This is a genomic window from Methylobacterium terrae (assembly GCF_003173755.1).
GTDB classification, from domain to species: Bacteria; Pseudomonadota; Alphaproteobacteria; order Rhizobiales; family Beijerinckiaceae; genus Methylobacterium; species Methylobacterium terrae.
On sequence record NZ_CP029553.1, the window covers coordinates 4981088 to 4994699 of the forward strand.

Genomic DNA, 13612 nt, shown 5'->3' on the forward strand with positions numbered 1-13612 from the left:
CGTCAGCCCTCCACGCAGGCGGCGAGGGTCACGATCGCGTCGGCGGTCGCGGACCAGAAGGTGCCGTCGCTGAGTGCCGCGATGGCCGTGATGGTCTGGGAATCGGCCAGCCGGATCCGGGTGTTGATTGCGGCGCGGCCGGACCGGGGGCCGAGATGCAGCGTGACCACGTGGGGCTGCGGGTTCTTGTCGTTGAACACCGCGATCCGGCGCACGTGGTCGTCCTCGCTCATCGGGCTCTCGACGGCGATGGCGAGCGGCACGGTGTTGCCGTTCTCGACCAAGGGCGGCATGTCGAGGTGGATCCGGCCGGCCCGGACCGTCGCACCGCCGGTAAAGCGACGGATCGCCTCCACGGTCGCCTCGCGGGTCGGGCGGATGATCGCGGCCGCCCCCGGGCGGACCAGCGCCAGGGTCACGAGGCCGGCGGCTCCGGCGAGGATGGTGCGGCGGTGGATCTCGGCCGTCATGGCGTCGCGGCCCCTCCCTTCAGGGTGACGAGATAGGCGATCACGTCCTCGATCTCGCCCGCTTCTAGCACCGGCCGGCCGCGCCAGGCGCTTGCGACCCGCGTGCCGTCGGTCCGGTAGTAGGAGGGCATCAGGGACGCCGGGTTCAAGACGCGCCCGTCGACGAGGCGCAGGCGCAACCGCCCCGCGGACAGCCGCGCCCCGACATCGGCGAGGTCCGGCCCGAGGTCGCCCGACGGCGCGGTGCCGCCGAGGCCGGTATGGCAGAGCGGGCACAGGCCCTTGCGGGTGTCGGTGGCGATGGCCCGGCCGCGTTCCGCGTCTCCGGTCCGGCCGTCGAGCGGGTCCGGGATCGCGTCGCCGACGATGGTCACCGGGCTCGGAGGCGTCTGGGCGTGCGCGGACTGCGTCAGGGCGAGGAGCACGGCGAGCCCGCGCCTCACCCGAACACCGCGGCGGTGATCGTGCGGTACCAATCCTCGGCGTAGGCCGCCTCCTGCCGGCGTACCTCGCCGCCGGCATCGAGCGGGCTGGTGCCGCCGGCACCCTCGACGTCGGCGAGCACGCCGTTCGCCGGGTGGTACACGCCGGCGACCGAGATGCCGTAGCCCGGCGCGACGAGGCTGTAGCAGGTGTTGACGAGCTTCGGGGCCGCGGGCTTCCGCTCCGCCAGGAGGTCGATCACCGCCTCGGCGCAGACCTTGCCCTGCGCATTGGCCGCGAAGGCGGATTTCGGCATCGCGCCCGCGATGGCGGCGTCGCCGATGACGTGGATGCGCGGCACGAGGCGCGATTCGAAGCTGACCGGGTCGATCGGGCACCAGCCGGAGCGGTCGGCGACGCCGGCGGCCGTCGCGATCGGGGCGGCGCGCTGGGGCGGGATGATGCAGGCGACGTCGGCCTTGTGGGTCGCGAAGTCCGTCGCGACGCTCATCGCGCGGGAATCGACCGAGGCGACCTGGCCCCCGGCGGCGAGAGGCACGTATTCGAGCACGTCGGGATAGAGATGGGTCCACGCCTGCTCGAACAGCTTCTGCTTGGAGAAGGTGTCCTTGGCGTCGAGCACGATCAGCTTGGCGCGGGGTTTGCGGGTCTTGAGGTAGTAGGCGATCAGGCTCGCCCGCTCGTAGGGGCCGGGCGGACAGCGGTAGGGATTGCCCGGCACCGACAGCACCACCGTGCCGCCCTCGGGCATGGCGGCGAGCTGCCGGGCGAGCCGCTCGGTCTGCGCGCCCGCCTTCCAGGCATGGGGCATCGCCTGCGAGGCCGCCTCGTCGTAGCCCGGCAGGGCATCGAAGCGGAGCGCGATGCCGGGCGAGAGGATCAGCCGGTCGTAGTCGAGGGTCCGCCCGTCGGCGAGGCGCACCTGCCGGGCGGCCCCGTCGACCGCCTCGGCGCTGGTTCGCGCGATCGTGACCCCGCTCGCCCGCAAGTCCTCGTAGCCGAACGCTTGCGCCGACATCGGCCGCAGGCCCGCGATCACCTCGTTGCTGAACGGGCAGGCCCAGTAGGTCTCCGCCGGCTCGACCAGGGTGACGGTGAGGCCCGCCCGCTGCAGGATCCGCGCCGCGGTGGCGCCGCCGAAGCCGCCGCCGACCACGACGACGCGCCCGGGGGCTCCTTGCGCCAGGGAGGGACGGGGGAGGGCGGCGGCGGCGAGCCCCGCCAGCACCGCCCGGCGGCCGATCACGGTCGCTTGCCGCGTCACTTGCCGGATCACTTGGCGCGTCACTTGCCGCCCCCCGCGATCCACTCGGCGATCGCCCGGCTCTCGCCCTCCGAAAAACCCTTGGCGATGCGGTTCATCACCGTGGCGGGCTTCGCACCCGTCCGGAACGCCGCCAGCGAGGCCGCGATGTCCTCGGCCGAGTGGCCCGACAGGCTCGGCACCGCCCCGCCCGGGGGCCCGTGGCAGCCCGAGCAGGACGAGGCGCCCGGCGGCGAGGCCGCCGCCGGGCCCGCGAGCACCAGGAGCAGGAGGAGGGGAACGCTCCTCACGCGCGCTTCAGGTCCGTGCGGCTCGCCGGGATCTGCCGCACGCGCTTGCCGGTGGCGGCGAAGACCGCGTTGAGGACGGCCGGCGCCGCCACCGCGATCGTCGGCTCGCCGACGCCGCCGATGAAGCCGCCCGACGGCATCAGGATCGCCTCCACCGCCGGCATCTCGTCGAGGCGCAGGACCGGGTAGGTGTCGAAGTTGGTCTGCTCGATGCGGCCGTCCTTCACCGTGCACTCGCCGTAGAGCGCCGCCGACAGCCCGTAGACGAACGAGCCGGCGACCTGCGCGTCGATCTGCTGCGGGTTGATCGCCACGCCGGGATCGGTGGCGGCGACGATGCGGTGGACCTTCACCTTCCCGTCGTCAGCCACCGAGACCTCCGCCGCCGCCGCCACGTAGCTGCCGAAGCCCATGATCTGGGCGAGGCCCCGGTGCAGGCCGGCCGCCGGCTTCGTGTCCCAGCCGATCCGCTCGGCCACCGCGTTCAGGACGGCGAGGTGCTTGGGGTGCTTCCCCATCAGCTTGCGCCGGAAGGCGAGCGGGTCCTGTCCGGCCGCGTGCGCCACCTCGTCGAGGAAGCATTCGAGGTAGATCGCGTTCGGGTTGGTGTTCACCCCGCGCCAGAAGCCCGGGATGATCGGCGGGTTGCGCATCGCGTGGTCGATGAGCAGGTTCGGGATCGTGTAGCCGATCGCGGCTTCCGCCCCGCCGGGGTTGAGGCCCTGGAACACCACCGGGTCCTTGCCGTCGGGCCCGAGCCGTCCCGGGATGATGCCGGCCAGGATCGACTGGCCGGAGATCCGCATGTGCAGGCCGGTGAGGTTGCCGGCCTCGTCGAGGGCCGCCCGCATCCGGCACTGGGTGACCGGGTGGTAGCGGCCGTGGGTCATGTCCTCCTCGCGGGTCCAGATCAGCTTGACCGGGGTGCCGGGGAGTTCACGCGCGATCAGCACCGCCTGGCGCACCCAGTCGTGGGTGGCGCCGCGCCGGCCGAAGCCGCCGCCGAGATGGATCTTGTGGACGTCGCATTGCCGCGCCGAGAGGCCGGAGGCCTCCGCCGCCGCGGCGAGCGCCGCCTCGCCGTTCTGGGTCGGGGTCCAGACCTCGCACCTGTCCGGCGTCCAGCGCGCCGTGGCGTTCATCGGCTCCATCGTGGCGTGGTTCTGGAACGGGTAGGCGTAGGTCGCCTCGACCACCCTGGCGGCGCCCTTCAGGGCGGCCGCCGCGTCCCCGCCCTTGTTGCCGACGAAGGCCTCCGGCGCGTCGAGCCCCTCGCGCAGGGTCGCGGCGATCGTCTCGCTCGACACCCCGGCGTTCGGACCCTCGTCCCAGACGATGGTCAGCGCCTCGACGGCCTTCTTGGCGCGCCAGAACGTGTCGGCGACGACCGCCACCGCGCTGTCGCCGACCCGCACCACCTTGCGCACGCCGGGCATCGTCTCGACCGCCGCCGCATCGACGCTCCTCACCGTGCCGCCGACCACCGGGCAGTCGCGGATCGCGGCGTTGAGCAGGCCCGGAAGCCGGAGGTCGATGCCGTAGACCTGCGAGCCGTCGGTCTTCTCCAGCGTGTCGAGGCGCTTCACCGGGTGTCCGGCGATGATCCAGTCCTTCGGATCCTTGAGGGCTACGTCCTTCGGCGGCTCCATCCGGCCGGCCGCGGCCGCGACCTTGCCGAAGGTCGTGGAGCGGCCCGAGGCCGGATGGCCGATGACGCCCTTCTCGACCCGGCACTCGCCGGGCGGCACGCCCCATTCCTGCGCCGCCGCCGCGACCAGCATGGTGCGGGCGGCGGCACCGCCCTGGCGCACCGCGACGTAGGATTCGCGGATGCCGCGGCTGCCGCCGGTGGAGAAGTCGCCCCAGACCCGGCCGCGGGCGAGGTTCTGGCCCGGCGTCGGGTACTCGGTCGTGACCCGGGCCCAGTCGCAGCCGAGCTCTTCCGCCACGAGCTGGGCGAGGCCGGTGAGCGTGCCCTGGCCCATCTCCGAGCGGGCGATGCGGATCACCACGGTCTCGTCCGGGCGCACCACCACCCAGGCGTTGATCTCGGGCGGGGCCCCGGCGGGGGCCGCGGCGGCCCCCGGCAGGTCGAAGCCGAGGGCGAGGCCGCCGGCCGCGGCGGCGGAGCCGGCGAGGAAGAAGCGGCGGGAGAGGGCGGGGGAGACGGTCGTGGTCATGGTGGCCTCCCGTCAGCCGCGGCCGGTCTCGCCGCCCTCGGCGGCGAGGGTGATGCCGGCGAGCACCCGGTTGTAGGTGCCGCAGCGGCAGATGTTGGTGATCTCCTGGCGGATCTCCGCCTCGTTCGGCTTCGGGTTCTGCGCCAGCAGGGCGGCGGCGGCCATGATCATGCCGGACTGGCAGAAGCCGCATTGCGGCACGTCGAGCGCCGCCCAGGCCTTCTGCACCGGGTGCGAGCGGTCGGGGCTCAGGCCCTCGATGGTGACGATCTTCTGGCCCGGCTCGACGCCCGAGACCGGCAGCGAGCAGGACCGCACCGCCTGCCCGTCGATATGGACCGTGCAGGCGCCGCACTGGGCGATGCCGCAGCCGTACTTGGTGCCGGTGAGGCCGACCTGCTCGCGGATCACCCAGAGCAGCGGCGTGTCGGGCTCCGCCTCGACCTCGCGCACGGACCCGTTCACGTTCAGGCGTATCATGGGCGTTTCCGTTGTCGGTCTTGGGGATTGGGCGGCCGCGTGGGGCGCCGCCCTCGGGCGATGGGTTCGCACCTTGTAGTGATAACAACTTCAGGGCGACGAGCTGCGTCTGTCAATTGACGGATGCGCGAGCGGAGCGGGGCGACTGGGGATGGCGTGCCGTCGCGCAGGTTGCCCGACGGGCTCGGCCTGATCGGCCCGTCGTCGCTCCACGCGCCGTACGGGGTGCGGGAATACGGGGTGATCGACGCTCAGGAGCGCGGGGCCGAGGCAGCATAGGACGGCGCCTACCGCGACGTGACGGACGTCTCCCGGAATGCGGCGCTTCGAGCGGCGGTGGGGGAACTCGCGGCCGTCACGGTGCCGCTCGCGGAGCTCGGCTGACGGTCGTCGGAGCAGGCGCGGGTTCCCCTCTCCCCGCGGGCGGGGAGAGGGCCGTGGTCCCGTACAGGGACCAGGGCAAGCGGAGGCGCAGCCGAAGCGAGGGTGAGGGGGTGTTGCCGGATGAGGCTCCTTCGGGCGACACCCCCTCACCCTCGCCTTGCGGGCTCCCCGACGACCCGACGAGGGGTCATCGGGCCTCTCCCCGCCCGCGCAGGACTGTCCGGGGAAATGAAAAGACGCGAGTCTCCCCTCTCCCCGCGGGCGGGGAGAGGCTTGAGTACCCCTTGTCGGGTGCTCAAGGAGCCCGCAGGGCGAGGGTGAGGGGGTGTTTCCGGAAGAGTCTCACTCGTCGAGACCCCCTCACCCTCGCTCCGGCTCCGCCTGCGCTCCTTTCACCCCCGGCAAGGGGGGCGAAAGCCTCTCCCCGCCCGCGGGGAGAGGAGGGAATCCGTGCCATTCTTTTCCCCGGACAGCCCTGCCGCCCGCGGGGAGAGGGGGAACTCTGCGCCAGACGCATCATCCGACGACCGACGTTCGCAGAGCGAAGTGGTGAGCGCCGCACAACGTGCGAACCGATCGACTCAATGGGGGGGCCGTACCCTCATGTCCGCTCCGCCACCGTCTTGCCCCCGTGCTTCTGGCGCAGCGCGTCGATCTGCTCCTCGGCCTGGCGGAAGGCGGCGAGGGCTTGGCCCGTCAGCTCGCGGGCGCTCGGCAGGCGGATCTTCATCGGGTCGACGAAGCGGCCGTTGATCGCGACCTCGTAGTGCACGTGCGGGCCCGTCGAGAGGCCGGTGGTGCCGACCGCGCCGATCACCTGGCCGAGGCGCACCCGGGCGCCCGGCGCGACGCCGCGGGCGATCCGGGCCATGTGGTTGTAGGCGGTGGTGTAGCCGTTGGCGTGCTGGATCTCGACCCGGTTGCCGTAGCCGGAGCGGGCGCCCGCCGACACGATGGTGCCGTCGCCGGTCGCCATGATCGGGGTGCCGCGGGTCGCCGCCCAGTCGACGCCGTTATGCGGCCGGTAATAGCCGAGGATCGGGTGCAGGCGGGCGCCGAAGGGCGAGGAGATCCGCCCCTCCGCCACCGGGCGCCGCATCAGGAATTTCTGGCTCGAGCGGCCGTTCGGGTCGAGGTAGTCGATCTCGCCCGAGCCCGGCACCCGGTAGCGGTAGAGGCCGAGGGTCTCGTCGTGGATGCGCAAGGCCACGTAGAGGAGCTCCGGCCGGGCATCCTCGTCCTCGGTGAAGAACAATTCGGCCCGGTCGCCCGCCCCGGTGCGCTGCTGCAGGTCGGTGGAGGTGGCGAGCGCCATGACCATCTCCTCGATGATCGGGCGCGGCACGCCGTTCTTGAGCGCGGTGCCGTAGAGGCTCTCGTAGAGGGTGACGCCGGTTTCCTCGTCGTCGTCCGGCGCGGTGCCCGGCCGGGGCGGCGCCACCGAGACGAAGGCGCCGCGGTCGTTGGCCGCCACGATCTCCTGGATGCCGTCCTCGCCGTAGAGCGTGACGCGGGCGATGCCGCGGGCCTCCGGCGCGTGCCCGTCGCCCTGCGGGGCGATGAGCAGGCGCACGTGCTGGCCCTCGGGCAGGTCGCCCTTCGCCCGGGCGCTCAAGGCGGCGAGCATGGCGGAGAGCCGCGCCGGCTCGGCGCCGTTGCGCTTCAGGAGATCCTCGAGGCCCTGGTCCTTGGCCAGCACGAGGTCGCGCTCCTCGAACAGCGGCGGGCCGGGCTGGCCCGCGGCCGGGCCGCCGGTGCCGGTCTCGGCGATCTCGGTCAGGTTCTCGGGGAGGATCCGCACCTCGATGTTGCGGAAGCGCGCCTCCGCGGCGGATTCGTCGGGCAGGGCGGCCGGCCGCAGGGCGCGGGAAAGCAGGCGCTCGGCCGGGAAGGCCGGCGGCAGCGTCCCGCCCGCGAGCGTCAGCGTCTCGGCCACCAGGGCGTCGACCTCGGCATCCGCGAGGGCGGGGGCGCCGTCCTCGATCGGCGCCTCGGCGAGCGGGCTGCGCACCAGGGTGACGGCGGTCTCGGCCGGGTCCGAATCGCCCTCCTGGGGCGGCGGCGCCTCGATCCGGGCGCTGCGCAGGGGATCGAAGGGCGGCACCGGCACGTCGGGCGCGCGCAAGGGCAGCTCGGTGGCGATCTGCACGTAGGAATGGACGCGGATCACCTCGCGGTCGCCGGCGCGCTCGGTCATCGGTGCCTTGAAGGCGGTCTTCGCCGCGACGATCATCTCGTCGCGCACTAGCCGGTCGCCCTTGCGGGCGACGTCGCCGCTCCCGCCCTCGCCGTGGGGCGTCACCGCCCGCTCCGGGGGCGCCGCGACGATGCCGTCGGCGGCGGCGAGGTAGAGCGCGACGCCGATCAGGCCGGCGCCGGTGACGCCGGTGAGCAGGCTGCCGGCGAGCCAGCGCAGGTTGAGGGCCTGCCGGGGCGCCGCCGTCGCGGCGGAACCGGGGAGGGAGGGCGCGTCGACGAACACTCTCGGCAATTCTGGCGTGAGAACGGGAGGGGCCCCCGGGGCGATCGCCGGATGGCGAATCCCCGGGGGCGGATGAACCCCGCTTGGCGCCAGGACCTTGACGGTTTTGAGACGGACCGACGGGCCCGCCCCGACGTCAGGCCGCCCGCACCGTGGCGAGGAAGCGCGCGACCTCGGCCGAGAGCGTCTCGGATTGCCGCGACAGCTCGGAGGACGCCGCCAGCACCTGCGTCGCCGCAGCGCCCGTCTCCTCGGCCGCGCCCGCGACCGCCTCGATGGTGCGGGTCACCGCGCTCGTGCCGGAGGCCGCGTCGGCGACGTTGCGGACGATCTCCCGGGTCGCCGCGCCCTGCTGCTCCACCGCCGCGGCGATTCCCACCGACACCCGGTCGATCTCCGAGATCCGGCCCGTGATCGCCTCGATCGCCGCGACCGCGTCCCCGGTCTTGCCCTGGATCCGGCCGATCTGGCCCGTGATCTCCTCGGTCGCCTTCGCGGTCTGGCCGGCGAGTTCCTTGACCTCGGCGGCCACCACCGCGAAGCCGCGACCCGCCGCGCCGGCGCGGGCCGCCTCGATCGTGGCGTTCAACGCCAGCAGGTTCGTCTGCGCGGCGATCGACGAGATCAGCCCGACCACGTCGCCGATGCGCGCGACCGCCTCGCTCAGCTCGCGCATGTGCCCGGCGGTGCCGGCCGCCTCGCCGACGGCGTTGCGGGCGAGCGCGGCCGAGCCCGAGACCTGGCGGCCGATCTCGGTCACCGAGGCGCCGAGCTCCTCCGCCGCGGCCGCGACGGTGCCGACATTCTCGGCGGTCCGGCCGGCCGCGGTGGCGACGGTGGTGGAACGGCCCGCGGTCTGGCTCGCTCCCTCCGACATCACCGCGGCGGTGGCCTGGAGCTCGGTCGCCGAGGCGGCGACCTGCCCGATCACGCCGCCGACGGCGTGCTCGAAGGCATCGGCCATCTGGTGCATGCCGGCCTTGCGCTGCTCCTCGGCCGAGGCGCGGGCGAGCGCGGTCTCCTCCTCCAGCGCACGGCTGCGGATCAGGTTGTCCTTGAACACCTGCACGGTGGCCGCCATCGCGCCGATCTCGTCGGCGCGCCCCATCGCCGGCACCGCGACGGTCGCGTCGCCGCGCGCGAGGGCCTGCATCGCCCCGGTCATGCGCCGGATCGGGAGCGCGATGCGGAGATGGACCACGGCGCAGGCCAGGCCCACGAGCACGAGCGCCGCCGCGCACAGGGCGGCGTTGACGAGGAGGCGCCCCTGCGCCGCCTCGGCGGCGGCGTCCGCCGCCGTCACGCCGGCGCTCAGGGCCTCGTTCGCCACCGCGACGATCGTGTTGAGCCGCGGGGTCACGAATTTCTGCCACTCGGGCAAGGTCATCGCGGCCTCGGCGCCGGGCGTGAAGGCGCGCAGGTTGCGCTGGAGCGCCGTCGTCACCTCCGGCGCGAAGTAGGTCGCCCGCGCGATCGCCACCGCCGTCGCGATGGCGGGCGGCAGGTCGGCGGTCGCCGCTTCGACGAGCTTCCACGTCGCCTCGTAGCGGCCGCGCAGGGCCAGCACCGCCTCGGCCTGCTCCGGCGTCAGCGGGTTCCGGCTCGACAGGACGGTGTTGACCATCACGGCGAGCGAGCCGGCGGTCGCCCGGGTCGCCCAGGCGTTGTTCTTGACGCCGGTCAGGAGGCGGGTCTCGGGGTCGAGCCGGGCCATCCGCCGCTCGAGCACCGTCGCGACCCGCTCGAGGCGGGCCAGCACGCCGTCGCCGGTCTGCAGCACGAGCGGCGCCAGGGCCTTGTCGCGGGCGCCCGCGTCGAGCCCGTAGGCGTCGTCGGCCCTGGCCCGCAGGGCGCGCTGGTCGCGGTAGCCGGCATCGAGCGCCGTCAGCGCCTCGCGCAGGCCGGGCACGTCGAGATCGGCGGGGGCGGTCAGAAGCGCCTGGAGCGCGGCGTCGACCCGCCCGCGATGGCCTTCGATGACCTTGCGCATCGCCGCGACCTGATCGCCCGACAGGCTCAACGTCGCGGCGGTGTCGCCGCGCTCGGAGCGGAAGGCCTGCATGGCCTCGAGGATGCGCTGGTCGAGCTTCGCCGCGGCGGCGACGGTCTGCGCGTGGCGGTGGCTGGTCCACGCGGTGACGACCCCGTTGAGCGTCATCGCCCCGACGATCGCCCCGAGCGCGAGCGTGATCCCGAGCACCAGGGCCCGGATGGACAGCAGCGATTTCACCACGACCCCCGATCTGCCGGAACCCGGCGAGGGTTCCGTTGAAAAACTCGGGCGATGTGGCGACAATTTGCTTAATGAAGGTCTAACGTTGGCGCCGAATGCCTGATCTGTCATGTATTCGACAGGCGGGTGTAAGGGGATCCAAGAGAACGGCAGGGTTTGCGCAGGAAATGTGCAGCAATGCTGCGAGACGGCAGCGGGGAAGAGCGCCGAGCGCCCTCGGGACGGGGATGCGGGCGCGCCCGGGGAGGCGGCCCGCATCGCTCCTTGACGAGATTCCCGGTCGCCGGACGACCTCAGGCCAGCATCGACTTCACGAGCGCGCTCGCCTTGCCGAAATCCATCCGGCCGGCATACGCCCCCTTGAGCGCCGCGATGACCTTGCCCATGTCCTTGGGAGAGGCGGCGCCGGTCTCCGCGATGGCGGCCTGGATCGCCGCGCGGGTCTCGTCCTCGTCCATCTGCCGGGGCAGGAACGTGGCGATGATCGCGGCCTCGGCCCGCTCGCCCTCGGCGAGCTCGGGGCGGCCGCCCTGGTCGTAGACCGTCGCGGATTCGTTGCGCTGCTTGATCATCTTCTGGAGCAGGGCGAAGATCTCCTCGTCGACGAGGGGCTCCTTGGCCAAGCCGCGGGCCTCGATGTCCTTGTCCTTCAGGGCGGCCTGGATCAGCCGGACGGTGGCGAGCTTCGCCTTGTCGCCGGCCTTCATGGCCTCCTTCATCTCGGCGGTGAGGCGCTGGCGCAGCATGCCGGTCTCCTGATGTCGTCGCGTGGGGCAAGTCGTGCCGGATAAGGCACTTGAAAGGCGAGGCACTTGAGGGGATACCGGGGCATCCCCAGATTGACCGGGCCGCCGCCGGCCTCGTAAACAGCCGGCCGCGCCCGTCGGCCGTGCCCGGCCGCGACATAAGCGAGTTCAATATCATGCTGCAAGACGACGCGGCCGCTCCCGCGCAACCCGAAGGCTGGGCCGAGCCCGTCGCGACCGCCCTCCTGGTGCTCGCCGACGGCACGATCCTGGAGGGTTTCGGCATCGGTGCCACCGGCGAGGCCGCCGGCGAGGTCTGCTTCAACACCGCGATGACCGGCTACCAGGAGATCCTGACCGATCCGTCCTATGCCGGGCAGATCGTCACCTTCACCTTTCCCCATATCGGCAACGTCGGCACCAACGACGAGGACCTCGAGAGCCTCGACGCGGCGCCGGCCTCCGGCGTGCGCGGTGCGGTGATCGCCTCGGCCGTCACCAACCCGTCGAACTGGCGCTCGTCGCGCCACCTCGACGGCTGGCTGAAGGCCCGCGGCATCGTCGGCATCACGGGCGTCGACACCCGCGCGCTCACCGCCCTCATCCGCGACCGCGGCATGCCGAACGCGATCCTGGCCAACGACCCGGCGGGCCGGTTCGACCGCGAGGCCCTGACCGCCAAGGCCGCCGCGCTGCCGCCGATGGAGGGCCTCGACCTGGTGCCGCCGGTGACGAGCCGGGAATCCCAGGCCTGGGGCGAGACCGCCTGGCAGCACCCCGCCGGCTACGGCAGCCGGGCCCCGGGCGAGGGCCTCAAGGTCGTGGCGATCGATTACGGCGTGAAGCGCAACATCCTGCGCCTGCTGGCCAAGGCCGGCTGCGACGTCACCGTCGTGCCGGCCACCGCCAGCGCCGAGGAGGTCCTGGCGCTCAAGCCCGACGGCGTCTTCCTGTCGAACGGCCCGGGCGATCCCGCGGCGACCGGCGCGTACGCGGTGCCGGTGATCCGCGCGCTCCTCGACCGGAAGGTCCCGACCTTCGGCATCTGCCTCGGCCACCAGCTGATGGGCCTCGCCCTCGGTGGCCGCACGGTGAAGATGAGCCAGGGCCATCACGGGGCCAACCACCCGGTGAAGGACCGCACCACCGGCAAGGTCGAGATCGTCTCGATGAACCACGGCTTCGCGGTCGACCCGGACAGCCTGCCGGCCAACGCCGTCGAGACCCACGTCTCGCTGTTCGACGGCTCGAATTGCGGCCTGTCGCTCACCGACCGCCCGGCCTTCTCGGTGCAGCACCACCCGGAGGCCTCGCCGGGCCCGCAGGACAGCCACTACCTGTTCGACCGCTTCGTCACGCTCATGCGCGAGACGAAAGGCAGCAACGCGTAACTCCGAAAAAGGTTGCGGCCGGATCCGGCCGCAGCCACAAAAAACCCGAACTCGCGGCCGATTCTCCCGGCCGTACACCGCCCTGGAGCGACGACGACCGAAACGATCGTCGCGGGGCCGCGATTCGGGGCTTAGCCAGTGACCGACCACGCCGCGACCGACAGCTTCTCGCGCCTGCACCGCACCTTCACCACCCATCTCGGCATCGCCGTGGGCCTGGCCTGGGTCACGACCCTGGCGGCGGCGATCCAGGCGCCGTGGGTGCGCAACATCCGCGCGCTGATGGACCCGATGGCGAGCCGCGTCGAGAGCACCTGGTCGTTCCTGTTCGCGATGCCGGTGGTGCTGACGCTCGCCTGGCTCGGCGCCTTCTACGGCCGCGAGACCCTGCGCGAGCTGCGCGCCCTGCCGAACGACGCCGCCGAGTTCGCGCTGGCCGCCCTCGTCGCCTTCGCGGTGTTCTACCTCTCGATCGACCGGGCCGTGTCGGTCCTGCTGATCGGCGGCTGACGATCGATGGTCGCATCCTGGCGCGAGTTCTGGGATCGCGACACCCCGATCTACGTCAACGCGCGCCACAAGGTCCGGCACTATGCCGGGCTCGCCGAGGAGATGGCGGCCCTGGTGCCCCATCGCGACGCCGTGGTGCTCGACCACGGCTGCGGCGAAGCCCTCTCCGCCGACCGGATCGCTGAGGCCTGCGGCCGGCTCCTCCTCTGCGAGGCGTCGCCGCGCCAGCGCAAGGCCCTGGCTGCCCGCTTCTCCGATCATCCCGGAATCGCCGTCCTCGCGCCGGAGGACGTCGCGACCCTGCCGCCCGGCAGCCTCGACCTCGTCGTGGCGAATTCCCTGGCGCAGTACCTCACCGGGGCTGAACTCGATGCCTGCCTGCGAGACTGGCGCCGCGCGCTCAAACCCGGCGGCTGCCTGATCCTCGCCGACGTGATCCCGCCCGAGCTCGGCGCCGTGGCCGATGCCGCGGCGCTCCTCGCCTTCGCCCGGCGCGAGAACTTCCTCGCGGCGGCCGTTCTCGGCCTCGCCCGCACCCTGCTCTCCGATTACCGCGGCCTGCGCCGGCGGCTCGGGCTGTCCCGCTACGGCGAGGCCGCGATGCTGGCCCGGCTGCGGGCCGCCGGCTTCGAAGCCGAGCGGATGCCACGGAACCTCGGGCACAACCAGGGGCGGATGGCATTCGTGGCGCGGGTCGGGACGGCCCCGCCTCCAAAGCGGCCCTGAGAATTCTGCAGC

General features: G+C 73.0%; 12 protein-coding genes. 3 read left to right on the forward strand and 9 right to left on the reverse strand.

The genetic code is table 11. The features are described 5' to 3' along the window. Positions 1–2 precede the first annotated feature (2 nt). The 9 genes from DK419_RS23035 to DK419_RS23075 all read right to left on the reverse strand — a co-directional run bounded on the left by DK419_RS23035 (position 3) and on the right by DK419_RS23075 (position 10973). Complete coding sequence (locus tag DK419_RS23035; protein WP_109961153.1) at positions 3–470, reverse strand: SoxY-related AACIE arm protein; 468 nt, start codon at positions 468–470, stop codon at positions 3–5. Beyond that, the gene (locus DK419_RS23040) at positions 467–913 is read right to left on the reverse strand and encodes a cytochrome c family protein (protein ID WP_245442657.1); all 447 of its coding nucleotides are present in this window, start codon (positions 911–913) and stop codon (positions 467–469) included. Before DK419_RS23040 ends, DK419_RS23035 begins: the two co-directional genes overlap by 4 nt. Further along, a complete protein-coding gene (locus tag DK419_RS23045; RefSeq protein ID WP_245442659.1) occupies positions 910–2178 on the reverse strand; it encodes an NAD(P)/FAD-dependent oxidoreductase in 1269 nt (422 codons plus the stop codon). The genes DK419_RS23040 and DK419_RS23045 overlap by 4 nt, the downstream gene beginning before the upstream one ends. A gap of 20 nt (positions 2179–2198) precedes the next feature. After that, positions 2199–2468, reverse strand: coding sequence for a c-type cytochrome (locus tag DK419_RS23050; protein ID WP_109961154.1), 270 nt, complete (start codon positions 2466–2468; stop codon positions 2199–2201). Then, positions 2465–4648 (reverse strand): xanthine dehydrogenase family protein molybdopterin-binding subunit, encoded by a 2184-nt coding sequence (locus DK419_RS23055; RefSeq protein WP_109961155.1) that lies wholly within the window; start codon positions 4646–4648, stop codon positions 2465–2467. Before DK419_RS23055 ends, DK419_RS23050 begins: the two co-directional genes overlap by 4 nt. A 12-nt stretch (positions 4649–4660) precedes the next feature. Further along, positions 4661–5128, reverse strand: a complete 468-nt coding sequence (locus DK419_RS23060) for a (2Fe-2S)-binding protein (protein WP_109961156.1) — start codon at positions 5126–5128, stop codon at positions 4661–4663. 985 nt (positions 5129–6113) lie between these two features. Continuing rightward, positions 6114–7994 carry a M23 family metallopeptidase gene (locus DK419_RS23065; RefSeq protein WP_109961157.1) on the reverse strand — a complete coding sequence of 627 codons (1881 nt, stop codon included), beginning with the start codon at positions 7992–7994 and terminating at the stop codon, positions 6114–6116. Positions 7995–8130: 136 nt separating this feature from the next. Further along, a complete protein-coding gene (locus tag DK419_RS29860; protein ID WP_162561368.1) occupies positions 8131–10227 on the reverse strand; it encodes a methyl-accepting chemotaxis protein in 2097 nt (698 codons plus the stop codon). Between the two features lie 293 nt (positions 10228–10520). Continuing rightward, complete coding sequence (locus DK419_RS23075; RefSeq protein WP_109961159.1) at positions 10521–10973, reverse strand: GatB/YqeY domain-containing protein; 453 nt, start codon at positions 10971–10973, stop codon at positions 10521–10523. A 176-nt stretch (positions 10974–11149) separates the two neighbouring features. Between DK419_RS23075 and carA the strand changes: the two genes are divergently transcribed. The 3 genes from carA to DK419_RS23090 all read left to right on the forward strand — a co-directional run bounded on the left by carA (position 11150) and on the right by DK419_RS23090 (position 13600). Next, positions 11150–12364 carry a glutamine-hydrolyzing carbamoyl-phosphate synthase small subunit gene (gene carA, locus DK419_RS23080; RefSeq protein WP_109961160.1) on the forward strand — a complete coding sequence of 405 codons (1215 nt, stop codon included), beginning with the start codon at positions 11150–11152 and terminating at the stop codon, positions 12362–12364. Between the two features lie 138 nt (positions 12365–12502). Further along, positions 12503–12874 (forward strand): hypothetical protein, encoded by a 372-nt coding sequence (locus DK419_RS23085; protein ID WP_109961161.1) that lies wholly within the window; start codon positions 12503–12505, stop codon positions 12872–12874. 6 nt (positions 12875–12880) lie between these two features. Then, positions 12881–13600 carry a class I SAM-dependent methyltransferase gene (locus DK419_RS23090; protein ID WP_109961162.1) on the forward strand — a complete coding sequence of 240 codons (720 nt, stop codon included), beginning with the start codon at positions 12881–12883 and terminating at the stop codon, positions 13598–13600. The last annotated feature ends 12 nt before the right edge of the window (positions 13601–13612 follow it).